Source organism: Pectobacterium sp. A5351 (assembly GCF_028335745.1).
Lineage (GTDB): Bacteria > Pseudomonadota > Gammaproteobacteria > Enterobacterales > Enterobacteriaceae > Pectobacterium.
This window is the reverse complement of the sequence record NZ_CP116477.1, coordinates 3236080-3260957: the sequence shown is the minus strand read 5'-3', so window position 1 is coordinate 3260957 and position 24878 is coordinate 3236080. Positions and strand designations below refer to the sequence as shown.

The 24878-nt window shown below is 53.8% G+C and carries 7 protein-coding genes; 2 read left to right on the top strand and 5 right to left on the bottom strand.

Annotated features, from left to right (window positions below):
* Positions 1-255: 255 nt before the first annotated feature.
* On the top strand, positions 256-1452 hold the full coding sequence (gene uxuA / locus O1Q74_RS15015; RefSeq protein ID WP_271874406.1) for a mannonate dehydratase: 1197 nt from the start codon (positions 256-258) through the stop codon (positions 1450-1452).
* 304 nt (positions 1453-1756) lie between these two features.
* On the opposite strand, the gene pelI is transcribed toward uxuA, so the two are convergent.
* Positions 1757-2800, bottom strand: coding sequence for a pectate lyase PelI (pelI, locus tag O1Q74_RS15010; RefSeq protein WP_271874404.1), 1044 nt, complete (start codon positions 2798-2800; stop codon positions 1757-1759).
* A 575-nt stretch (positions 2801-3375) separates the two neighbouring features.
* On the opposite strand from pelI, the gene O1Q74_RS15005 reads away from it, so the two are divergent.
* Positions 3376-4584, top strand: a complete 1209-nt coding sequence (locus O1Q74_RS15005) for a glycoside hydrolase family 28 protein (RefSeq protein WP_271874401.1) — start codon at positions 3376-3378, stop codon at positions 4582-4584.
* Positions 4585-4688: 104 nt separating this feature from the next.
* Here O1Q74_RS15005 and O1Q74_RS15000 read toward each other — a convergent pair whose 3' ends face one another.
* The 4 genes from O1Q74_RS15000 to O1Q74_RS14985 form a co-directional block, all read right to left on the bottom strand.
* Positions 4689-5858: an HlyD family type I secretion periplasmic adaptor subunit gene (locus O1Q74_RS15000; RefSeq protein ID WP_271874398.1), complete on the bottom strand. Its 1170-nt coding sequence runs from the start codon at positions 5856-5858 to the stop codon at positions 4689-4691.
* Between the two features lie 11 nt (positions 5859-5869).
* Positions 5870-8008, bottom strand: a complete 2139-nt coding sequence (locus O1Q74_RS14995; RefSeq protein ID WP_271874395.1) for a type I secretion system permease/ATPase — start codon at positions 8006-8008, stop codon at positions 5870-5872.
* 39 nt (positions 8009-8047) lie between these two features.
* Positions 8048-9475: a TolC family outer membrane protein gene (locus tag O1Q74_RS14990; protein ID WP_271874393.1), complete on the bottom strand. Its 1428-nt coding sequence runs from the start codon at positions 9473-9475 to the stop codon at positions 8048-8050.
* A gap of 122 nt (positions 9476-9597) precedes the next feature.
* A complete protein-coding gene (locus tag O1Q74_RS14985) occupies positions 9598-24207 on the bottom strand; it encodes an Ig-like domain-containing protein (RefSeq protein WP_271874390.1) in 14610 nt (4869 codons plus the stop codon).
* Positions 24208-24878: the final 671 nt, after the last annotated feature.

The window sequence follows — 24878 nt, the reverse complement described above, 5'->3', positions numbered from 1 at the left end:
CTTTCTCTCCGGTATCGCATCGGTGTGCGGAGAGAAAAGATATCAGACCAAATAACCTGTTTTTGATTTCATTTTCATTTTTACACTCTATTTGTGATGCCTGTTAGGCCAAAAATTGAGTTTTTTGTGTAATTGGTCAATCAATTTGTGCATTTCGTTTGACAGCCTGCCCCGGTGAGGTAGTCTTTTCCTCATTTATTGATGAAAAAAGTGACAAAAACAACTTTCTCACTTGGCGAAAAAAGGTAACTCAGTATGGAACAAACCTGGCGTTGGTACGGCCCGAACGATCCTGTCTCACTGGATGACGTGCGGCAAGCTGGTGCGACTGGCGTGGTGACGGCACTGCACCACATTCCCAATGGTGAAATCTGGTCGGTTGAAGAGATTGAAAAGCGCAAAGCCGAATTGAAAGCGAAAGGGCTGGTCTGGTCGGTGGTGGAAAGCGTACCGGTTCATGAAGAAATTAAAACCCAGACGGGGAAGTATCAGCAGCATATCGCCAACTATCAGCAATCGCTGCGCAATCTGGCGCAGTGCGGGATCGATACGGTGTGCTATAACTTCATGCCCGTATTGGACTGGACGCGAACCGATCTGGAGTATGTTCTGCCGGATGGCGCAAAAGCGCTGCGTTTCGATCATATTGCCTTTGCGGCCTTTGAACTGCATATCCTACAGCGTCACGGTGCCGAAAAAGATTACACGGCGGATGAACAGGCACAGGCTGCCGACTACTTCTGTGCGATGAGTGAAGAAGAGATTGCGCGCCTGACGGGGAACATTATCGCAGGCCTGCCGGGCTCTGAAGAGGGCTATACGCTGGAACAATTCCGTGGACGTTTGGCGGAATATGACGGTATTGACCATGCGAAACTGCGTGAGCACCTTGGGCATTTCCTTCGTGAGATTGTGCCTGTTGCGGAGGCTGTCGGTATTCGCCTGGCCATTCACCCCGATGATCCGCCGCGCCCGATTCTTGGGTTGCCGCGCGTGATGTCCACCATTGACGACATGCGCTGGCTGAAACAGACGGTCGATAGCCTGCATAACGGCTTTACCTTCTGCACGGGATCGTACGGTGTACTGGCCGATAACGACTTGGTTACGATGCTGGAAATGTTTGGCGATCGCGTGCATTTCACCCATCTGCGCAGCACCTGCCGGGAAGACCACCCCAAAACGTTTCATGAAGGAGCGCATTTGCAGGGGGATGTGGATATGGTGGCGATCATCAAGGCCATTCTGGCGGAAGAGTTGCGGCGCCAGAAGGCAGGCGATCGTCGTCCAATTCCCATGCGCCCGGATCACGGGCATCAGATGCTGGACGATCTGAAAAAGAGAACCAATCCCGGCTATTCGGCAATCGGTCGTCTGAAAGGGTTGGCGGAATTGCGTGGTGTCGAACTGGCGCTGAAGCGCACGCTGTTTACCGAATTGCAGCAAGGGTAATGAAATGAAACAGACCGTGCGTTGTTGCACGGTCTGTTGACGATGGATGCGTCAGAACCCCAGAGGGAATATTAATTTATACTCGTCATACTTCAAATTGCATGTGCGTTGGCTGCGTTACTCGGCACGCTGACGTGTGCCTCGCCCCGTTGGGGCCGCTGCAAGCAGCGTTCAGACCTGCCTATGGCAGATTTGTCAGTTACCCGAATCACTTACCTGAGTAAGCTCATCGGGATGCCTTCTCTTGCAGCCTGCCTGAAACTCGAATTATTTAGAGTAATGGCTGTGAACTCTGCTGGCAGAATTACAGGGCTTTAACGTTTGAACGGCTAACTTTGCAGTTCTTGGTATCCCAGAATTCGCCGTGTTTTGGTGAATCGCCCTTGCCTTTTTCTACACCGGTAAACTCTTCACATACAGGCGGTTTGCCTTCTTTGTAGTTTTTAATACGCAGATCGCGGATTTCAGCCACATCGCCAAAGTTACGGTTTACGCCAGCGATGCTATCAATGGTGCCGTTAACGGTTGCGCTAATAATGGTGAGGTTACGCGGACCGCCGTTATTGGTGCAGTCACCGCAAGAGCGCCACAGTTTGCCGTGTTGACCCGTCAGGGTGAAGTTGCCCTGTACGATAGTGTGGCTGTTTTTGGCATTCTGTTGCAGAACTTTGTCCGGCTTGCCGCCAGGGCCATTGGTGGTGTTATGTGCGACACCTCCGACGATGGTCAGAGTTTTGCCATTGTTGGTCACCGCATCTTCACAGATATCTTCCCAGATCACGTTTTCGATACGGCAGTCGCCTGATTTACAGTGGATACCGTCAGAACCGCCCTTCTCGGAGATGCGCAGATTCTTAATGGTGGCATTTTCCAGCGTGATAACCGGAGGTTGTTTATCACTGTCTCCACTACAGCTCAGACCCAGAGTAATACCGCCGCAGTCGACAGTTTTATCTTTAATCACCGCCCCCGCTTTACATTCTGAACTGGTTGCCTTAAGCGCCGTTGCGCGCAATGGTGCCGGAGCCGTTTGCGCTGCATTAGATTTCAGTACGCTATTGTTACTGCTAACGGTATCCACCCAATACCAATAGTCTGACTTCGGATTAGCCGTTAAATCGGTAAAAGTCCTGTCGGTGGAATTGAGTTCTGCGATTTTTTGGCTGCCAGCCTGATTATTGCTGGTGCTGCGATACACGTCCTGGCGAACAACATTGCCTGCATCGGTAGACCAGCTTAAATAGGTCGCATTATCTTTTTTCAGCAGCATCAGCATTGTGTCATCAGCCTGGGCTTGAAAAGAAAAGGCAGCAGTACATAAAAATATCGGTGTTAAATACTTAAACATGTGTTTTTCCTTGTAAATTAAACGGATATTTTTCTCTTATTTACTCAAAATAAAGAGGGGGTCCTTTCGCATCACAGAGGATTATATATCAGAGAATATGAAATGAATAATAATTCGTCGAAATTGTTGAGGTTAATCATATTATTTAGTTTAGCCTGTGATTATTTTATATTTAATTTTATTACTCGCTTATTATATTTCATTTAATTATTTTTTGGTAATTAATAAACACTCGGAAGGTTCTTATTAAAGAATAAGAAAAATGAATGGTGTGAAGAGGTGAAAATCTTATCACTCGCCTATTGCTGTGCGTGACGGGATTCGTTTTGTTTCTACGTTTTGTTGATGCACCATTTAATTTTGCGGTGATAATTTAATCATGCGTAAAATCGAATGCTTTACTGAATAAGCATCGGGAATTTTTATGTAAATGGACTGTTATTAATCTGAATATTCATGTGCGGTAATTTTTAGTTTCTATAAATGCTTTTTATTTTTCTTATTAATAAGAAAGAGAATGAAATTTATTTTTAGATAACAACAAAATTGCGGATATCTATAAGGGAAGGTTTGACATGGAATACCAATCAGGCAAACGCGTTTTGTCATTATCATTGGGGCTTATCGGTCTGTTCAGCGCATCAGCATTGGCTGCTGATTCCCGCACGGTAAATGAACCGATAGTGCCTGCTGCCTGTACAGTACTTAAAGCGGACAGCAGCACAGCCACCAGCACGATTCAAAAAGCCTTGAACAATTGTGGGCAAGGAAAAGCGGTAAAATTGAGCGAAGGGAGCGCTTCTGTCTTCCTCAGTGGCCCGCTTTCCCTGCCTTCCGGTGTTAGCTTATTAATTGACAAAGGCGTGACGTTGCGGGCAGTGAATAACGCTAAGTCTTTTGAGAATGCATCGTCATCCTGCGGCGTGGTGGATAATAACGGTAAAGGCTGTGATGCGTTTATCACCGCGACGAGCACCACGAATAGCGGAATCTATGGACCGGGCACTATTGATGGGCAAGGTGGCGTGAAGCTTCAGGATAAAAAGGTAAGCTGGTGGGATCTGGCTGCCGATGCCAAAGTGAAAAAGCTGAAACAGAATACCCCACGGCTGCTTCAGATTAACAAGAGCAAGAATTTCACACTGTATAACGTTTCTTTAATCAACTCCCCGAACTTCCACGTTGTGTTCAGCGATAGTGATGGTTTGACCGCGTGGAAAACCACGATCAAAACGCCGTCTACCGCCAGAAACACTGACGGTATCGATCCGATGTCATCAAAAAACATCACTATTGCCCACAGTAACATTTCAACAGGCGATGATAATGTGGCGATTAAAGCCTATAAAGGCCGTTCTGAAACGCGCAATGTTTCCATTTTGCACAATGAATTTGGGACGGGACACGGCATGTCGATCGGCAGCGAAACGATGGGTGTTTATAATGTAACCGTCGATGACCTGAATATGAATGGCACGACAAATGGTTTACGCATTAAGAGCGACAAGTCGGCTGCCGGAGTGGTCAATGGCGTTCGGTATAGCAATGTCGTCATGAAGAATGTGGCCAAGCCAATTGTGATTGATACAGTGTATGAGCAAAAAGAGGGAAGTAATGTCCCTGATTGGAGTGATATTACCTTTAAGGATATTACGTCTCAAACCAAAGGCGTGGTGGTCCTGAACGGCGAGAATGCGAAAAAGCCAATAGAAGTGACGATGAAGAATGTCAAACTGACGAGCGACAGTACATGGCAAATCAAGAACGTCACCGTTAAGAAGTAGCCCGGTTAAGTCATCGCTCTACCCCACAGCGCCGCCCGGTTCCCCGTGCGGCGCTGTTTTTTGCGCATCACTATTTCTGTTTAGGGCCTTAAAAGGATAGTTTTTTAACGTTCACGCAGCGCTTCATTGACCTTGTTCAGTGGTTTAATCAGATAGTCCAGCACGCTTTTTTGGCCGGTTTTTATCTCCACGCTGGCGACCATGCCGGGCACGATAGGGAATTTTTCTCCGGCTTTGTTGGTTAGCTCCGCCTGCGTGGTGCGCACATAGACCCGATAATAGAACTGGTCGCGCCTGACTTCGTCCTGAAGCGTGTCGGGCGACACACTTTCGACTTCGCCCGTTAAGTTGCCGTAGATGGAGGAATCATAGGCGGTGATTTTTACCGTGGCGGGTAAACCCGGTCGGATATAGGCAATATCACGCGGGTTGATGCGTGTTTCGATAAGCAACTGATCCTCCAGCGGGACGATTTCCATCAGCTTGCCGCCCGGTTGCAGTACGCCGCCAACGGTCGTGACCTGAATGTCTTTCACAATCCCGCGTACCGGTGACGTAATGGTGGCGCGCTTGAGCTGATCGGCTTTCCCACTGACCACTTCTCGCTGTGCTTCCAGAACGGCATTATTTTTGACCTGTTCTTCCCGCGCCCGCACGGCGTATTGGTTGCGGGCTTCGTCGATTTTTCCGCGGATCTCGCTAATCTGGCGGCGTAATCGAATCACTTCGACGGCGCTGGCGGCACCGCGTTGCACCAGCGGCTCCGTCATACGCAGTTCCTGTTCTACCAGCCGCATGGACTGTTGCAGGTTGGCAACGGTTTCATCGCGATTGCGCAAACGTGATTCATAAAGCTGACGTTCGCGCGCGGACAGCGCAGGCTCTTTCATGGTTTCCACGCTGAATTTTAGCGGTTCGCCGCTGAGCTCGGCGTGCAAGCGTTCGGCGGACGCCCGTAGTGTCTGCACGCGGGAGAAGGCTTCGCCGTAGACGGACTGAAAGCGGTTGATGTCCAACTGCGCCAGCACCTGACCTTTCTCGACAACATTGCCCTGTTGGACGTAGAACTGCTCGATAATCCCGCCGTCCAGACTTTCAATCAACTGTGCTCGGGTCGACGGCGTCACCTTACCGCTCCCGACCGACACTTCATCTAGCACGGCGAAGGTGGCCCAGATAAAAAAGACGACCAGCCCCAGCAGGCTGAGCCAGATAATGACGGAGACGCGTCGACCCTGGCGTTTCAGGTCATCATGGATAGTGATGCTACTCATTGTGTTTCCCCTTACGCCACGTTCTGCGCGGTATCAGCCGGTTTGCTGACCGCTTTCAAAATCTGGTCACGCGGGCCATCTGCCACGATGCGCCCGCCATCCATGACGACCACACGGTCAACCAGCTTGAGCAGCGCCGGGCGGTGCGTCACCAGTACCAGCGTGCGCCCCGTAAGCCAACTGCTTAACTGGTGAATCACGTGGCTTTCCAACTGCTCGTCCATCGACGCGGTGGGCTCATCCAGCAGGACAATCTGGGGATGACGTAACAGCATCCTGCTGAGCAGAATCATCTGCCGCTGCCCACCGGATAAACCGCGTCCACCTTCATGAATGATGCGATCCAGGCTGGAGGCATCTTGCTGGATCAGGCTGAGCGCGCCGCTAATGCGCAGCGCCTGCAACAGCTCCTGCTCGGTGGCGTGCGGGTTGCCGAGCATCAGGTTTTGCCGCAGGCTACCGAAGAACAGGCGTGATTCCTGTGACAGAAAACCCAACTGGCGGCGGACATCCGCTGGGTCGATCTGGCTGATGTCGACACCGTCAATAATGACCTTGCCGCGCGTCGCGGTCGCCTGGTTGGCAAGCAATTTGAGCAGGGTGGATTTACCCGCGCCGACTTTACCCAGCAACGCCACCTTTTCGCCCGGTTTGATCTCCAGCTTACCGACCTGTAAGGCGGTATCGCCTTTTTCGGGGTCGTAGCTGTATTGCACGTTGTGGAGCTGGAAGTGCCCCTGAAGGATCGGGCAGTGTGCCATTTTGCCGTCCTCCGGCCGATCCAGCGGTTTTTGCAGGAGGTCATCCAGCCCGGTCATGGCAGTTTTCGCGTGTTGCCAGCGGGAAAACACCATCGTTAGCTGCATCAGCGGCGCGATGGTGCGTGAGGAAAGCAGGCTACAGGCCACGAGCGTACCGGTGGTGATATCGCCCGCCAGCACCAGATAGCTGCCGAAGACCAGCATGCCCGCATAGGTGAGCTGTTGGACGGTTGATGCCCAGCCGCTGAGTCGTGCGCCCCAGACGCGTTGCTGCATCCCGATGGCGGCGCTGACTTCGTGCGTCTGCTCCCACTGGCGCTGGAAGTAGGGTTCGGCCTGTAGCGCTTTGATATCCTCGATCCCTTCGATGGACTCCACCAGCACCGCATTACGCAAGGCGCTTTCGCGCATGCCTTCTTTGGCAAGTTTCGCCATCGGCCATTGCAGCATCAGGCCGGGAATCACAATTAGCGGGATCGCCAGCATGGGAATCAGCACCAGTGGTCCGCCGATCATCGCCATGATCCCGAGAAACAGAAAGACGAACGGCATGTCGGCCGCCGCCCCGACGGTTGTGGATGTCAGCAATTCACGTACCTGATCGATTTCCCGCAGTTGTGAAATAAACGAGCCGGTGGATTTCGGTCTGGCCTCATTTTTTATCGCCAGCGCACGGGCGAACAGCATACCCGACACGTTCAGATCGATGTTCTTGCCCATCAGATCGGAAACGACGGTGCGTGACAAACGGATGGCGTACTCTAATGCCGCAGCCAGCAGCACGCCGAAAAACAGTACCCACAAGGTGGGAATCGACTGCGCGGGAATCACGCGGTCATACACCTGCATGGAGAACAGGATCCCCGCTAGCGCCAGTACGTTGCCTACGATAGAGGCGAGAGAGATTTCCCCGATCTGCCGTTTGGCTCCGTGAAAATGTTGCCAGAACCAGTGCTTGCGATACGGTTTGACGAAATCATCGATGCGGGTATCGCTGCCACGTTCCGCGATGCCGACCAGCACGATAATCCCCTGACTGTGTGTGATCAGTTCCGTCAGTTTGGCTTCGCGTTGCAGATCGCCACCATCATTTAGCCAATAGGTTGCGACCCCTTCATCATTCAAGGATTCGATGACGATGACGCCGCCATCGTCGGTTTCCGCCAGTACCGGTAAAATCTTGTTGCGCCAGCGGATCTTCTCCGTGTGACGCAGGCTGATGCTTAACCCCATGAGGTAGCTGATTTGTTCTAACTGGCGAGCAATCGGCTGCTGTTCGTACCAGCGCATTTGCTGGCGTATCGACTGGATATCGACCGCCTGTCCATAGTGGGCGGCGGCACGCGCCATTGCGGCAATCCAGGTTTCAGTTTGGGTGGCTTGTGTCATTCATATTCCTGCATAGTCTTATCCGGCAGATAAGCCGGCTTACAGCGACGGTAACGTCTCGCCAGTGGCTTGATGACGCTCAATACCCAGCATATCCAGCAGATTATCGACGGCCGCGGCATAGTTAACTGCCGCCTCCCAGCCGTCGTAGAGCGCGCCGATGCGTGAGGTTTCGGCCTGCAATACGTCCTGTTCAACGCTGAGCAGGTCGTTCAGACTGCGTTTACTGAGTTTGTATTCATCCTGATAAACGCTGCGAGTGTAGGTCGCGCTGGTAATTTGCTGCTGGCTGGCTTTTTCACGCTGCTGTGCACCGATGAGATCGGCATAGGCTGTTGAGGCTTTCTGGTTCATATCCAGTTTCGCTGCTTCGACTTCAGCCTGCGCCGCTTCGCGCGTGCCTGCCGCGGCATCAACGCGTGCGCTGACGGCCCCCCCCTGATAAAGCGGGGCTTCCACAACCAGTTGTAGCTGGTCATCCCAGTAATTACGTCTGTCGGTTTCATAGCGGGTACGCCCCACCTGCACGGCAATGGTCGGCCAGTGCTGGGCTTCCGCCTGACGAATCCGGTGGCGCGATGCCTCTTGTTTGGACTGTGCGCTTAGCACGGCATTACCTTGCTGGTAGGGCAGTGCTTTGAGCGTAATCTTTTGTTGCAGCAGCGCACGGGGCAGATCGGGCAGGGCGGCGGGGATAACGCCAGTCAACACGCTGAGCTGGGCCAGCGAAGAGCGTTCCAGCGCACGATATTGCTCCAGTGTCGCCTTCATGCCTGCGATTCGGGTTTCCGCCTGCAAGATGTCGGATTGCGTACTGAGACCGGCCTCGGAGCGGAGCGTCGCGATATCTTTGACCTGACTGAGCGACGTGATATTACGCTCCGCCGCCTGACCCAGTTCCTGATAGCGTTTGATTTTCAGATAAGCCAGTAAGGTTTGCTGCCCGACAGTGGTCATCACGCCGTAGAGTTGATAGCGATAGGCATCTGACAGGCTGTGCTGCTCATCAATGCTGCCGCCCGTTTTACCAAAATCGTACAGGAGCTGTTTCAGCGTGAGCCCTGCCGTGGAATTGTTGCTCGTTGTACCGTTGGTATCGCTTTGGTCTGAGCGACCCACATTGCCGCTCAGGCCGATTTGCGGGAACCAGGCGCTTTGCGCGACGCGCAGATCGGCTTCGCCGACGCGAATTTGGGCCGAGGCTTGGGCAATTTGCGGGTTGCGTGCAAACGCGCGGAGAATCGCTTGCTTGAGATCCAGACTATCGACCTGTTGTTCCGTTGGCGCGGCGGACCAGTCAAACGCGACGGCCTGTGCGAGCGTCTGTGGGCTATAGAGGAAGAGCTGGCTACTGCAAATTAGCCCGAGCACTAGCATATAGCGCGGTGAGTGATGGTGTAATGTGTGAGTCAAAAAAGTACGATTACGCAGAAAAAATGCGTCCCTGAGAAAAAATGGTTTGTGCATCAATTACCCCTGTTTTCATCACGCTTTGTTTTAGTTCCTTTAAAAGGAGAATCAGCCCGCGATGGGCGGGCTCCTTCCCACCCTCCCCCTTTGCAGGGGGAGGGGTAACACTTAAAACATCGTTACACCATATTGACGAGCAGGCCTTGCTGCACCAGCACATCCCCCATGTTGTTGGCACTATCCAGCGATGAATGGTGGTAGACATCAAAACGCTGACCATCAATATCGCGCTGTCCTACCGTGCTCCAGGCTCCTTCTCCCGGAATCAGGTTCACTTGGTTTCCTTCACCACCGACAATCAGCAGATCGTCTTCGGGTCGGTCGGTGACATTCAGGGCGCGATCAAGATCCAGCGTGATGCTGTTGGTGCCGTTTTGGCCTAAATCGAATATCTCCACGTTATCGATTTTCAGCCCCAGCACGGTGAGGTCCAGATTGAGCTCGGTGCCATCCAGTACCAGCGTATCAATGCCGGCTCCACCGTCGATATGGGTAAAATCGAGTGTTGAAAGCGTAATAAGATCGTCGCCTTCTCCGCCTTCGACATTCTCGCCTGTTTGCACCGTGCCGTCGGCCAGACTGATGACGACGCCGCCGATGGCATACACGCTGTCTTCCACTTCGGTGCTGGCACTCTTGTCGATGGCGTGTGTCTCGCTCAACACAGTAGCCGCCACTTTCGAGCTGACATTAAGCGTTTGCACTGAGGCGTTTTCCTCAATGTCGAGCGATTCACTGGACAGTGAAGCCACCTGCGCGACGCTGCTATCGTCAACGTCCAGCGCCATTGCGCTCATCGGTAACCCAATGACGAGGCCGGATGTTAATCCAGCGGATACGCCGGTGAAGTTACCCGCTTGATCGGTGACGGAGGCTTCAACCGCTGTTCCCAGCAGGGCGGTCAAAATCGACCCCACGTTGAAGAGATTGATACCCAGCAGTGAACTGGTGAAATGTGCGCTCCACTTGCCATCGGCACCAACCGTGCCCTGTAGCGTTTGGCCGAGCAGTGTGACGGTGACTTGGGCTCCCTGCTGCACGTAGCGCGAGGTTCCGCTAACGGTGACGCCGTTTGCCAGCAGGCCAACCGTGTTGCCAATCAGCGACCCCACCGCATCAATGCCCAACTGCGGTAGCTGGTGGGTTTTCACGATCACATTGCTACTGGCGTTATTGGTGTTGCCATAGCGGTCAGTGACGGTGACACCGACGGATAAGTTGCCATCCGCGATGTTGAGCAGGTTGGCACTCGGCACACTGATGCTCCAGGTGCCGTTACTGGCGACGGTGGCGCTGAGTGTTAGCCCTCCGATGTTCAGCGTAATGCTACCCCCTGCCGCATTGGTCGTGGTTCCGCTGATTAGCTGATTTATACCTGCTTCGGCCAGATTCAGGTAGCCATCTCCGCCAAATAGGGAGCCGAGGCTGACTGTTGGCAGAGCATGGATGCCCACGCCGATCGACACACCTGCACTGGTGGTTTTTCCTGCTGAGTTGGTCAGAGACGCGTTGAGCGCCAGCGTACCGTCAGCCAGACTGCTGAGATCCAGTGGCGACAGGCTAACCGACCAGGTGCCGTTACTTTGCACTACGGCGGACAGCGTCTTGCTTCCTAGCGTGATTTGCACGGTAGAACCTACGGCATTGGTACTGGTTCCGCTAATGACCTGGCTGGTGGCGGCCTCTACCGCATTCAACAGGCCGTCACCGCCAAACAGCGGGTTAATCGCAATGGTTGGCAACGCGTTGATAATGACATTCAAGGCACTGGTGGCTTCCCCCACGTTACCTGCCGCATCCACCAGACGGACGCCGACGTTAGTCACACCATCGACGAGGGCCTGCAGGTCGAGGCTTGGGACTGGCAAGCTCCAACTGCCGTTTGCACCGACTGCTGTGGTGTAGGTTTTGCTGCCCAGCGTGATGCTGATTGTTGTCCCTGCTGCCACATTGGTCGTCGTCCCGCTGATGGTTTGTGCGCTCAACAGGCTGGAGAGATCCAATACACCATTGTTGAACAAAGGGTTAAGGGTAATGGTCGGTGGCAGGATGGAAACGTTGAGACCCGCACTGGCGCTATGACTATTGCCTGCTGGGTCGGTCACTGTTGCACTGACGGTGAGGTTGCCGTTGGCCAGCCCGGACAGTTGCAGTGGTGTGACGCTGGCGCTCCAGGTGCCGTCATTACCAACGGTGGCGTTGAGCGTCAGTGTACCAATGCGTATGACGATGGACGAGCCTGCAATGGCGTTGGTGGTAGTACCGCTAACCGTCTGTGTCAGCGCGGCTTCTGCGGCATTGAGGAAACCATCGCCGCCAAATAGTGAGCCAAGGCTAATCGTCGGCAGGTTTTTGGCAATGATGTTGATCACGCTACTCACCGTGCTCGTGTTGCCGGACGCATTGGTAATGGAAACGCCGAGTGTGGTGCTGCCATCGGCTAACGCGCTGAGATCGGTGGGTTGCAACGTCAGACTGAACGCACCATTGGCTCCAACGGTGGACAGGAACGTTTTACTACCGAGCGTCACGGTCACCTGAGATCCCACCGCAACATTAGTGGCGACACCGCTGATGGTCTGCGCGACCAGCGCTTCTGCAGCGTTGAGGAAGCCATCACCACCAAATATCGGATTTAGCGTAATCACCGGCTGGGCGAAATCGAATTTGATGCCAGCACTGCCCGTGGTGCTATTGCCTACGCTGTCTGTCGCGGTGGCGCTCACGGTGAAATCACCGCTGCCCAACCCTTGTAGAATACCCAATACGCTCGGGGTAACGGCAGTACTCCACTTGCCATCGGAACCGACGGTGGCCGTAGCGATTTGTGAACCCGCTATGCTCAGCGTAATCGTTCTGCCAGCGAGACCGCTGGCCGTGCCGCTGAGTGTTTGGTTGACCAGCAAATCAGCCAGATTCAGCAGGCTGTCGCCAAAGGCCGGATTGAGCGTAATGCTTGGCAGGTTCTTGATGATCGTTGGAACGTTCACAATCTGGCTGGCGGTGTTGCCCGCATGATCGGTGACCGCGATACCCAGTGCCAGCGTGCCATCCTGCAAGGCCTGCAAATCAAGTGCAGGGACGGATAGACTCCAGGCACCGCCTGCACCGACGGTAATCCCTGTGTAAATCTTGGTGCCCAGCGTCACGGCGACCGTTGCACCTGCGGCAATATTCACATTGCTGACTACGCCGCTGATGATCTGGCTGGTTGCGACATCCGCTGCATTCAACGCGCCATCCGTGAAGGCAATAACGGAGTCGATAACGGGAAGGGATTTCAACACATCAATATTGATCAACTGATTCTTCACGTTACCGTATGAATCGACGATGTCGACATTAACCGCCAGCAGGCCATTGCTCAGACCGGTGAACAGATTCGGGGCAAGGGCGACGCTCCAGGCACCGTTGGCTCCCACGGTGCCTTCCACCGTATTGCCCAACACGGTGACCTGTACTTTCGCGCCCAGATAGTTGCCGGTCGCATTACCGCTGATAACCTGCGTGACCAGTGATTCAGCCAGATTGAGGATGCCATCATTACCGAAGATATCCGTAAGACCTGCACCGAGCGTCTTGTTCAGTGCAACATCCAGCGTGACATCAAGGTGTGTGCTATTGCCTGAAGTATCGGTCAGCGTCACGCCGATGACCTGCGGTCCGTCGATCAGGTTTTGCAAATTGGCGGACAGCACCGGAATCGTCCACTTGCCGTCGGAACCGACGGTTGTCGTGCCTGTCAACGGCCCGGCGGTTAACGTGACGGTAGCCCCGACTTCACCTGTACCCGTGATCGCTGCACCCGCCACGGCTTCGGCCAGCGTCAGGATATTGTCATCGAACAGCGTCACGCTGAGCAGTGGAATACCTGTATCGACGGTAACGATCTGCGTATCCGTGGTGGTATTTCCTGCTATGTCCGAGAGCGTCGCGGTAATGGTATGGCTACCATCGGACAACTGTGCCAGATCGGCAGCGGGTACACTCACACTCCAGGTGCCAGTGGCGGAAACCTGAGCCGTGTAGGTTTTTCCATTCAGCACCACGCTGACGAGCTGTCCAGCCTCCGTGGTGGAGGCCGTCCCCGTAATCGTCTGGGCGGTACTGGCTTCCGTACCCCCCAGTACGTTATCACCCGCAAAAGCCTCGATCGTTAATGTCGGCGCGATGGTATCGACCAACACTGTTCGCGTGAGGGTCGCATCGAGCGACGTCGCGGTGATATTGACGTTGCCTTGCGTGGTGAAATAGACGCTGGCGGGAATGGTGGTGCTCCAGAAGCCATTGGCGTCGGTTATGGCGACAAGTGATGAACTCCCAATACTGATTGATACTATGGTCATCGCCGATGATGGACCGATAGAGCGACCAGAGATAGTGATATTACCGTTGATTTCACTGGCGTTAATGATGTTGTCGCCTGCTATTGGGTCGATCACCATAACGATGGGCGGTGGTGTCAGATTGACGTTGAATCCCACGTTGGCTTGTGTCGCCGGATTACCCGCTTTATCCGTCGCATCGGCGGTGATGGTGTACGTCGTATTTGCCAGCGCTTGCAGCGCAGCAGAAGGGATAGTGACGCTCCAGGTGCCGCCGACGAGAATTTTTGCCGTGTAATCGACGTTATTCAGCCTGACGGTGACGTTTTGCCCCACCTCCAGCCCGGTCGAGGTGCCGCTGATGGTCTGCGTGGTGCGGCTTTCTGCATAGTTAAGGCCATCTAGTCCGGCAAAGGCGGTAATAGCCAGCGTTGGAGCGGCTTGTACGGCAAGGATCGCCTGAGAATTCAGCGTAGCGCTGTTGCCCAGACTATCCGTTGCCGTGATGACGATATTATGCGTTCCGTCAGCGAGCAGACTGAGTTGCGTTGGGGTCAGCGTGGCTGTCCATACGCCTCCGCTAAGCTGTGTCACGAGCGGTTGTCCGCCGAACGTGACGGTCACGTTCACCGCATCCCCTGCGTTGCCGCTTAACGTTCTGCCCGCCAGCGTTGCGGCTTCTGCGATACTCAGATAGCCATCGTCAAACGGCGTATTCAGCGTGATGGCCGGTGGCGTAAAGTCGCTGGTAAACAATATCGGTGTAGAACCGACATTGCCAGCCGCATCGACGGCGGTCACTGTGATGGTATGCTGACCATCAGCCAGTGAATTCAATGCGTTAGGAGGGAGTGTGACAGACCAATTGCCGCTACTATCTACCGCCGCCGTATAGCGAATACCGTTGAGGTCGATCTCCAGTTTAACGCTTTGCCCGTTACCGCCAATTTGCGTGCGGCCAGAGAAGGTCAGTGCGGAGGCGGCTTCGGCGCTGCTCAGGATATTATCAATACCAAATGGAATCACATCGATAATCGGGGCGGGCAGCGTCTGCGCCGAACTGACATCGAGTGAGGCGCTGGTGCTGGTATTGCCGACCAAGTCGGTGACCTTGACGCTAATGCTGTAGTTGCCTTCGGTGAAGATCGCCAGATCGGCAGGGGTGAGTGCTCTGGACCAGCCGCCTAACCCATCGGCTGTAGCGGTAAAGGTGGTTTCTGCCAGCGTGGTTTTGTTGGTCACGGTGATAGTAACTTCCTGGCCTGCGCTGGTAATACCGGTTTTACCGGTTAAGGTCTGAATGGCCTGAATTTCGGTGGCATTAAGGATACCGTCACCAAAAGGCAGATCCAGCGTTGCTACTGGCAGGGTGGTAGTCAGAACATTTGCCGTGGCTGATGCGTTACTGGTGTTACCCGCAGAGTCGGTCACCGTGACGGTGAAATTCACTGAGCCATCCGGCAGGTCGATCAGCGTCTGGCGATCCAGCGATAACGACCAACTACCGTCGGCGTTCACAGTGGCAGGGACGCTTGTGCCGTTAATACTGACGGATACCGTTTGCCCCACGTTGCTGGCTAGACCTGTTTGACCGGATAGCGTAACGCCCGGCTGCGCATCCGCCAGACTCAATTTACCATCGCCGAACGGGGTATCCAGCGTGGCGACAGGCACGCCCACGATGACGCTGGTGAATGTTCCGCTTCCTGTTCCGGTATTGCCCGCATGGTCGGTGACGGTCACGTTAATGGTGTGTGTACCATCGCCGAATGCCGACAAATCGGCGGCAGGCAACGTCACACTCCACTGGCCATTTGCCGCGACGTTGGCGTTGTAGGTGGTGGTGATCGTGCCATTGGTAATGGAAACTGACACGCTCTGGCCAGGATCGATCAGCCCCGTCGTGCCCGTCAGAAGTTGATCCACGGTGCTTTCCGCCTGATTTAGCACGCCGTCAACGAACGGTGTCGCGATACTGATAGCGAAATTGGTGTGGATGACGACATCCAGTGTGCTGCTTGCACTACCGGTATTGCCTGCGCTATCGGTTACCGTTGCACTGACCTGCACATTGCCATCCGCCAGAATGTTAAGCGCATTGGCCGGAATGGTGGCGCTCCACAGGCCGCCTGCGAGCGTCACGCCCGTTACGGTGTAAGCCCCGATCGTGACCTGGATCGCTGTCCCTACGGGCAGATTGGTGTAGGTGCCGCCGATGGTCGTTTCCGCTGCCAGTTCCGCGCTGGTCAGGACATTGTTGTCATAGAGCGCATTCAGTGTCAGCGTTGGAAGCGACTGCGTTTTTAGCGTGATATCAATACTGCTCGTGCTGGTATTCCCTGCACCGTCGGTCACACTGGCCTCAAGCGTTTTCACGCCATCACCCAACGCCAGCAGGTCGTTCGCCGTAATGGCGATTTGCCAGACGCCGTTGCTATCGGCAACGACGCTATAAACTGCCGTGCCGACTTTGATCGTGACCAAAAGGCCGGCTTCGCCTTTGCCGCTTAGCGGTAACCCTGCCAGCGCGTCTGCCAACCCGATATCGCTGGGGTCAGCCAGCATGTCGATAGACAGCAGGGGGGGAAGGGTATCGACCGTAAACGGATGCGTTACTGTGGCCGGATTTTGTGCGATGTCGCTGACCGTTGCGGTAATAGTCTGATTGCCCTGCGGCAGATTTTGCACATCGCTGGCGGGAACGCTCGTACTCCAGTTACCGTCTGCGCCGACAGTCGCCAGATAGGTTTTATTATTCAGCGTTACCGTGACGCGCTGTCCCGTCTGAACATTTGTCGTTGAACCGGAAATGAGTAGAGCAGATTGCGCATCCTGCGCGCTGACGACATCGTTGCCAGACAGGGTCGTAATGGTGATGCCAGGCAGGTTAGCGGTATCGGTGATGACGGTAATACTATGCGTTGCCGAACCAGGGTTACCACTCACGTCCGTCACGCTGGCACTCACGGTTTGCTTACCATCAGGCAGGTTACTGACATCCGTTGCAGGAACCTGTACGCTCCAACTGCCATTTGCCCCCACGCTGGCAAAGTAGGTTTGAGCGTTAAGGGTAATAGTGACCTGCTGACCCTGTTCCACATTCTGGCTGCTACCGCTGATTGTCAATGGTAATCCCGATTCGGCCAGATTGAGATAATCATCGTTCGATACTGTGGCAATGGTCAGGATCGGCGCTTTGGCCGGATCGGTATCCAGTATAATCGAGTGGCTGACGCTGCCGGTATTGCCTGCCGCATCGGTCAGTGTGGCGGTGATCGCTGTGATGCCGTTTGGCATATTTTGCAGGTCACCTGCGGGTACGGTAACGCTCCAGGTGCCATCGGCCTGCGCCAGCCCTTGATAGATCTGTCCATTAATGATGACGTTGACAATAACCGGGCGGCCGCTGTCGTGGGCAGGGGATGTGCCGCTGATTTCCAGCGGCAGCAGGCTTTCCGCGATGTTGATGATATCGTCGATGCCAACCGGGTTGATGGTCAGCACTGGCGGAGTCAAATCCACGAATACACTTCCCTGAACGGTAGAGGTATTGCCTGCCGCATCAGTAACAGTAACGGAAATGTTTTGCAGGCCGTCTGCCAGTGCACCCAGAATGGCTGGCGAGAGTTGAAGACTCCAATTGCCATTGTTGTCAACCGTGCCGGTGTAGCTGACGGCACCGATAGTGACGCTGACGGTTTGACCCACAGCGTGAATCCCCGTCGTACCAGAGAGTGTCTGCTCGGTCTGAGCATCACTAACGTTCAGATAGCCGTTACCAAAGGGCGTATTCAGCGATGCCACCGGTGGGTTATGGATGCTGATACCCAGTTGCTGCGTCCCCGATAGGGTATTACCGGCCTGATCGACCGCCGTGACATGAACCGTAATAATGCCGTCGCCCAGCACTTGCAGATCGGCAGGCTGAATGCTAGCGCTCCAGGTACCGTCTGACTGCACCTGTACGGTATAGGTTTTCCCGTTGAGAATGACATTGACGTCCGTTCCTGGTGCGACGTTGACGGAGACGCCACTAATCGTGATGCCGCTAGCCGCCTCCTGCACATTCAACTGGTTATCCCCGGTGATTGGCGCAATAGACAGCCCACTTGCATTAGTGTTAATCGTGACGCTGCTGCTAGATGTGGCGATATTGCCGGAGACATCACTCACGCTGACGGTAATCGTCTGGCTGCCATTCACCAGCAGCGCCATGTCAGTATCCGAGATCGTCGTACTCCAGTTGCCATTCGACAGCACCTGCGCGGTATACGTTTTGCCGTTAAAGCTAATCGTCACCGTCTGGCCTTGCTCAACGTTTCTACTGGTACCGCTTAATACCTGACTGACTCGCACTTCTGCTCCGTCAATAATATTGTTGCCAGCGAACGTGCCTATCATGACAACCGGAGCGTTGAGCGGGTTGGCATCGACGGTAATGGTCTGTGTGGTCGTGGTGGTATTGCCTGCGGCATCGGTCAGTCGTGTCACGACGCTGTAACTGCCATCGGACAGGCTGCCCAGATCGGCCGACGGAATAGCGATGCTCCAGGTGCCATCACTGCCGACGATACCGCTGTAGACTTTGCCATTCAGCGTTGTGGTAATGGTTTGCCCCGTGCTGGATGGTGAAGCGGTGCCTGTTAGCAGTTGATCGCTTTGCACCTCGGTGCCATTCAGGATATTGTCGGTCGTAATGCTGTCCGTTGTCAGCGTCGGCGGCGTGCGAGCTACGGTCACGTCGCTGGTTAGGGAACTGCTGTTTCCGGCGGCGTCGATGACGCTAACCTGCAATGTTGTGGTGCCGTCCGGCAGAGTTTGCAGACCGTTTACAGGGAGCAAAATTACCCAGTTACCTGCCGGATCAACGCTCCCTGTGTATGTCACGCCGCCCAGTGTGGCGGTGACGGTTTGTCCCGGTGAGGTGATACCGGTTGTACCGCTGAGCGTCTGGGTAACGCCAGCCTCTGCGGCATTGAGGATGTTGTCGCTGAACGGCGTGTTCAGCGTCAGTGACGGGCTGCTGTGAATGAACACATCGATGGTGCGGCTGCTGCTCAACACACTCCCTGTATTGTCTACCGTTGCGGCGGTAAGGGTTGATGTGCCGTCGGTCAGTGCGCTGACATCTGCCGAAGACACGATGATGCTCCATGCGCCGTTCGGTTGTACCACTCCGTCGTAGCTTTTCCCGTTCAACATGACTGTGACGGTGGTGCCCGCAGCCACATTCTGACTGCTGCCGTTGACGATCAGGTCTTGCGTCGCTTCGGCTTGATTCAGTTTGTCATCGCCAGCAACGGTATCAATAGCGATACCACTTAACGAAGTATTGACCGTAATCGTCTGGCTGAGCGTCGTCGGGTTGCCACTGAGGTCACTTGCGCCGATTGTTACCGTGTGCGTACCTTGTGCCAGATGAAGGAGATCAACAGATGGTACGCTGATGCTCCATTGGCCGTTACTACCGATCGTTGTAATATAGGTATTATCACCGAGGTTAATGGTAACGCGTTGTCCTGCTTCAATATTCAGGCTGTTCCCGCTGATGGTTTGAGCGACGTTGATTTCTCCGCCATCAATGATGTTATCGAGCGCAATAACGTTGACGGTGAGCAGCGGCAGATTGGCCGGATTGGCATCGAGCGTCAGATTAGCCGTGCTGGTAGTGCTGTTGCCTGATGCGTTGGTTAATGTTGCCGTAATGGTGTAGTTACCATCAGGCAGCGCCTGGAGATCGGCGGCGGGAATGAGGGTGCTCCAGCTACCGTCTGTCTGAATCTGCGCCTGATAATTTTTATTGCCGATGGTGACAATGACGGTGTGCCCCGCATCCGATAGGAGCGCATGACCAGAGATCACTTGGTCGTTCAGACTTTCGGCGGCATTGATGATGCCATCGCTGGTCAGTGGTTTCAGTGTAAGAACGGGGTTAACAGTATCGACAGTAATATCACGGGTACTCTGTACGCTATTGCCTGCACTATCGGTCGCCTCTGTGCTGATAGTTTGCAAGCCGTTTGGTAGGGATTGCAGGTCGGCAGCGGGAAGCGCCACACTCCAGTTCCCCTGAGTATCCACGGTGGCGGTGTAGGTTTTGCCGTTCAGCGTAATGGTGACGCTTTGGCCGCTTCCGGTAATCCCGGTTTTCCCTGTCAGGTTCTGCCCGCTGGCGGCTTCGACGATATTCAGTATGCCGTCGCCGAAAGGTTGATCAATGGTCGGCTGTGGTAAGTTATTTATATGGATATCAATATCACGGCTGGCGGTGACAGGCACATCACCAGGATTGGAGACGCTAGCCGTAATGGTTGCTGCGCCATCCGGCAGTGCGAGCAGGTCACTGCTATCAACTGTGACGCTCCAGTTACCGTTAGCGGCAATGGTGCCAATGTAGGTTTTGCCATTAAGCGTAACGGTAACGTTTTCTCCCGGAGTCACGTTGACCGTTGAACCTGAAATTGTCAGCGGCTGTAATGCTTCAAGGCGATTGATCTGGTTATCCAACGCAACAATGCTGATGGCGATACTGTCATTACTGGTGTCGATAGAGGACCAGATTTCGTGGCTCCCTTCGTTACCAGCCAGATCGGTGACCTGAGCGGAGATCGATACCGTTCCCTCACTGAGTTCAGCCATATGCTCAGCCGGAATTTCTACGCCCCAATTGCCACCATTCTGGATAGTGGCGAAGTAGAATTTCTTGTTAAGTACAATGGTTGCAATCTGACCCGTTTCCACATTCGAACTGGTGCCTGTTAACCACTGGCTGACTTTGAGATCGGCCGCAGTAATGACATTACCCTCATTGACGAAAGCGTTAACGAAGATCGTCGGCTGGAGTGCAGGATCTGCACTGAGCGTAATGGACTTCTCGACGCTGACGGTATTTCCGGCGACATCGCTCAGTGATGCGGACAGTTTGTAGCTGCCATCGGTCATGCCGCGCAGGGCTGCTGTGGGTAAGGTGATACTCCAGTTGCCATCGGTGCCAACAACCCCGGTATAGAACTGTCCATCGAAGGTGATCACGACGGTACGACCTGCTTCGCTGATTGAGGCAGTGCCGTTGACGATCTGGTTGCTTTGCGATTCAACCAGATTAATGATGTCATCGCCTGCAAGAGTGCCGATGGTCAGGGTAGGGGCTGTGAAATCGGTAGGGCTGACAAACGTCTTACCCGCCTGATTACCCGCCGCATCCTGTGCGGTGACCAACAGCGTGTTATTGCCTTCCGGCAGTTGCTGGAGATCGGCTGCGGGCACCGTGACTGTCCAATTCCCCGCGGTATCCACCGTCCCCGTATAAGACTTCCCGCCGAGAGACAAGATGACAGTCTGCCCTGCTCCGCTGATGCCGGTGTGGCCAGTAATCGTCTGGCTGACTAGTGCTTCTGTACCGTTCAGAGAACCGTTGCCGAATGGGGTATCAATCGTTGGTTGTGGCAGCGTATGAATGTGTACACCGAGCGTCTGTGCATCCGTGACTGCACCGCCTCCCACCACTGTCACGCTGGCGGTTAAGGTCTCATTGCCATCTGATAGAAGCTGGAGATCGGCACTTGGGATTTGCAGCGTCCAACTGCCGTCTGCTGCAACAGTGGTGGTGTAATTTTTCCCGTTCAGCGTAACGGTCACCGTTTGCCCCGCAGGAACATTGGCGGTATTACCGCTGATCGCCAGCGGCTGAAGGGATTCTGCCCTGCTTAATAGGTTGTCATTGGCGATAATATTGATGGCGATGCTGTCGCCAGATTTATCTACGCTAATATCGCGACTTCCGCTCGCCGTATTGCCCGCTTTGTTACTCACGTTAACGCTAATACTATGCGTGCCGACGGCCAACAGAGCGAGATCGGCTGTTGAAACGTTGATGCTCCAGACACCACCGGATTGGACAGTGGCAAGATACGTTTTCCCATTCAGGCTAATAGTGACAACTTGTCCTGCCTCAACGTTAGTGGTCGTTCCGCTCAACGGCTGGTTAACTTTTGCTTCCGCGCCGTCAATCACGTTATCGTCCGCAACGTTATTGATGGTAATGGTTGGGGAGGTAGTCGCACCGCTATCGATGGTTAACGGGCGGGTAACCGTTGTGGTGTTGCCTGCTGCATCGGTTAGCGTAATGGTCAGGTTATGGCTACCGTCCGCAATAGCGACTAGATCGGCTGTTGGCAGCGTAATGCTCCAGTTGCCGTCGTTGCCGACGGTGGTGGTGTAGGTTTGCCCGTTGAGGGTCGCGGTGACCGTGCGGCCTGCTTCGCTGAGTGATGCTGTTCCGCTGACCACCTGGTTGACGGCTAGCTCGGCACCGTTGAGGATATCATCCTGTGCGACAGTGGAGACGTTGAGCGTCGGTGGCGTCGTATCAACGCTGATATTCTGCGTCACCGTAGTTTCGTTGCCTGCGATATCGCGAACCACAATCTCCAGTACGCTGATGTTATCCGATGGCAGGTTTTGCAGTACGTCTTTGGGGATCGTGACCGTCCAGTTACCGTTGGTATCCACTGTTCCGGTTACGTAATTCCCACCGATCGTCAGGCTGACAGTTTGTCCTCCGCCGCTAATCCCGGTTTCCCCGCGGATGACCTGATCCTGCGCGGCTTCTGCTGCGTTTAATACGCCGTCGGTGAAAGGCGGTGCGGTCAGTGTAATAGTCGGAAGAGTATTGATGTGTACATCCAGCGTGTGATCGACGGTGACGGTTTCTCCGCTGATCCCTTGTGTGCTGGCAGTAATGGTATTGCTACCGTCAGTCAGGGTAAGCAGGTCAGCGCTGGGGATAGCTACAGACCATTTTCCATCAGTTCCTGTGGTGGCGATGTAGGATTTTCCGTTCAGTGTAACGGTGACGGTCTGGCCTGCGGCAACGTTGGCAGTGGTCCCGCTGACCGTCAGCGGCTGCCCTGCTTCCACGGCATTCAGGCGGTCATCTGTCGAGACGATACTGATGTTGACCGCTTCAGCGCTGGTATCCACCGTAATCGTTTGAGGTGGCAGCGTAGTGGTGTTGCCTGCTTTATCCGTTAACGATGCCACCAGCGTGTAGGTACCGTTGGTCAGGGCTTGCATATCGCTGGAGGGAATCGCAACACTCCATGTGCCATCGCTGCCCACGGGGGTGGTGTAGGTAATGCCGTTGAACGTGATCGTCACGGTCTGCCCGACATCCGAGAGGGAAGCCGTCCCAGAGATAAACTGCGAGGATTGCAGTTCGTCGGCAGTGACCAGATTGTTTCCGGTAAACGGTGACAGAGACAGTTCTGGCGGTGTGGTATCAACAATGATAGTACGGTTGACCACGGTGATATTACCGGCGTTATCGCTAATGGTGAACGACATGGCGTGTTCGCCTTCGCTCAGCGTACCCAGGTCTGCGGCTGGAATGGTCAGGGTCCAGTTACCTGCGGTATTAATGGTCGTGGTATACGTTTTCCCATTGAGCGTGATGGTGACGTTTTGACCCACTTCACCCGTTCCGCTGAGAACTTGGCCGTTTGCCAACTCACCTACGGTGAGGTAGTTATCACCCGTGAATTTATCCACAGTTAAGTGCGGAGGCAGGGTATCAATGGTGAGATCGAGGGTTTTCTCATGGGTCACGCCATTTGCACCTGGCACGCTCACTTTTAAGGCATAAATGCCGTCTTCCAGACCGGTGAACGCATCCGCTGGCAGAGTAAAGCGCCAGGTGCCGTCGGCTGCAATGGTGGTGGTGTAAACCACGCCGTTCAATGTGATGGTGACGGTTTGTCCCGCGCTGATGCCGGTGGTTGTCCCGCTGAGGACATGAGACTGGCCGATTTCCGTACGGTTCAGCCCATTATTTCCTGCAAAGGCATCAATGGTTAAGGGTTCTGGCTGTGCCGGTGGTGTAGTGTGGTTGTCATTGCTTGATGAGGCCACGGCGGCCGCGACCCCTGCGACAGCGGCACCGCCCAGGGCGACAGCCCCCAGAACACTGCCTAGCGTAGCAGTCGATAGCGTGCTGGCGGTGGTGCTACCAATTAGCAATGACGTCATATCACCCAGCGCGGCGTATTGTGGCGTAAGGGCAACGGCTTCCGCCGTGAGAGCCGCGCCTTCTGCCGCAGCAGCACCAGAGAACTGTGCATGGATGAGACGGGTGCCATCGTCAAAAATCAGCTCGCTGTGATAGCCTGCTGCATCCAGGGTGAAGAAGCTTTCGTAGCGGACGGTGGTACCGTCTTTCATGTGTAAAATAAGGTCATCGCCGAGGCGTTCATAGCGGGACACGATATTTGGTGTGCCATAAATTCTTACGGTACTGCTTTCCAGCAGTTCGACATTTGTGGTTCCTTCCGGTATCGCTCTGATGAATCGGCCACCTTGACGTGACAGGATATTTGTATTTCCCGCAATAACATTCATATCTGACATGAAATAGCCTCTTGCTTATCTGCAACCATTGTCTTTATACCTCTCCCGTTTGATGGGGGACGTATGGTGATATGCGCCACCAACAAAAAAGGGGCGCTAAAGCCGACCTGGTTCAGAAACAAAAAGCAGAAATAGTCAAGTATTGCTAAATAGATTACTGCGTTTCCTCCTTCCGTTAGGAATTGTTTATAGGGGGTCCTTACCCAATCCTTGATATTTATAGGTGCGCCTTAACTAAAAATCCAATTTTTTTGAAATGTTTTGAAAACAAAAATGGCATAAGAATATGCTTATTTATTAATTTATTTATCAACTACTCTTCTTTTTAATTATTACCTTGCTAACTATAATGTTTTGTTGTCGCTAGTTAGCGATTAAAAATCGTGTTTTTATGGTTTTTTATGCTGGGGTGATCGGTATAAAGTGGAATATTCGTCTCGATGCATGTTTCTTTATTTTTATTTATTGTATCAATTTGTGTTTTTCTTTTTTTTGAGCAATGTAGTGTAAATGTTAACGTGAAACGTTGTCAGGAGAGTGATAACAAACGTGATTATTCATAATTCTTTCTAATGTTTTTTTGTCTCTCTCCAGATAGATATTCAGGTTGTATTGAGCGTGGTAATGCGCTGGATATGAGAATTATTCTTGATATCAAGGTTATTACTATT

Coding starts and splice junctions, on each gene's coding strand:
- O1Q74_RS14990 (WP_271874393.1), bottom strand. CDS start 9,475: ATGCACAAACCATTTTTTCTCAGGGACGCATTTTTTCTGCGTAATCGT.
- O1Q74_RS15000 (WP_271874398.1), bottom strand. CDS start 5,858: ATGAGTAGCATCACTATCCATGATGACCTGAAACGCCAGGGTCGACGC.
- uxuA (WP_271874406.1), top strand. CDS start 256: ATGGAACAAACCTGGCGTTGGTACGGCCCGAACGATCCTGTCTCACTG.
- pelI (WP_271874404.1), bottom strand. CDS start 2,800: ATGTTTAAGTATTTAACACCGATATTTTTATGTACTGCTGCCTTTTCT.
- O1Q74_RS14985 (WP_271874390.1), bottom strand. CDS start 24,207: ATGTCAGATATGAATGTTATTGCGGGAAATACAAATATCCTGTCACGT.
- O1Q74_RS15005 (WP_271874401.1), top strand. CDS start 3,376: ATGGAATACCAATCAGGCAAACGCGTTTTGTCATTATCATTGGGGCTT.
- O1Q74_RS14995 (WP_271874395.1), bottom strand. CDS start 8,008: ATGACACAAGCCACCCAAACTGAAACCTGGATTGCCGCAATGGCGCGT.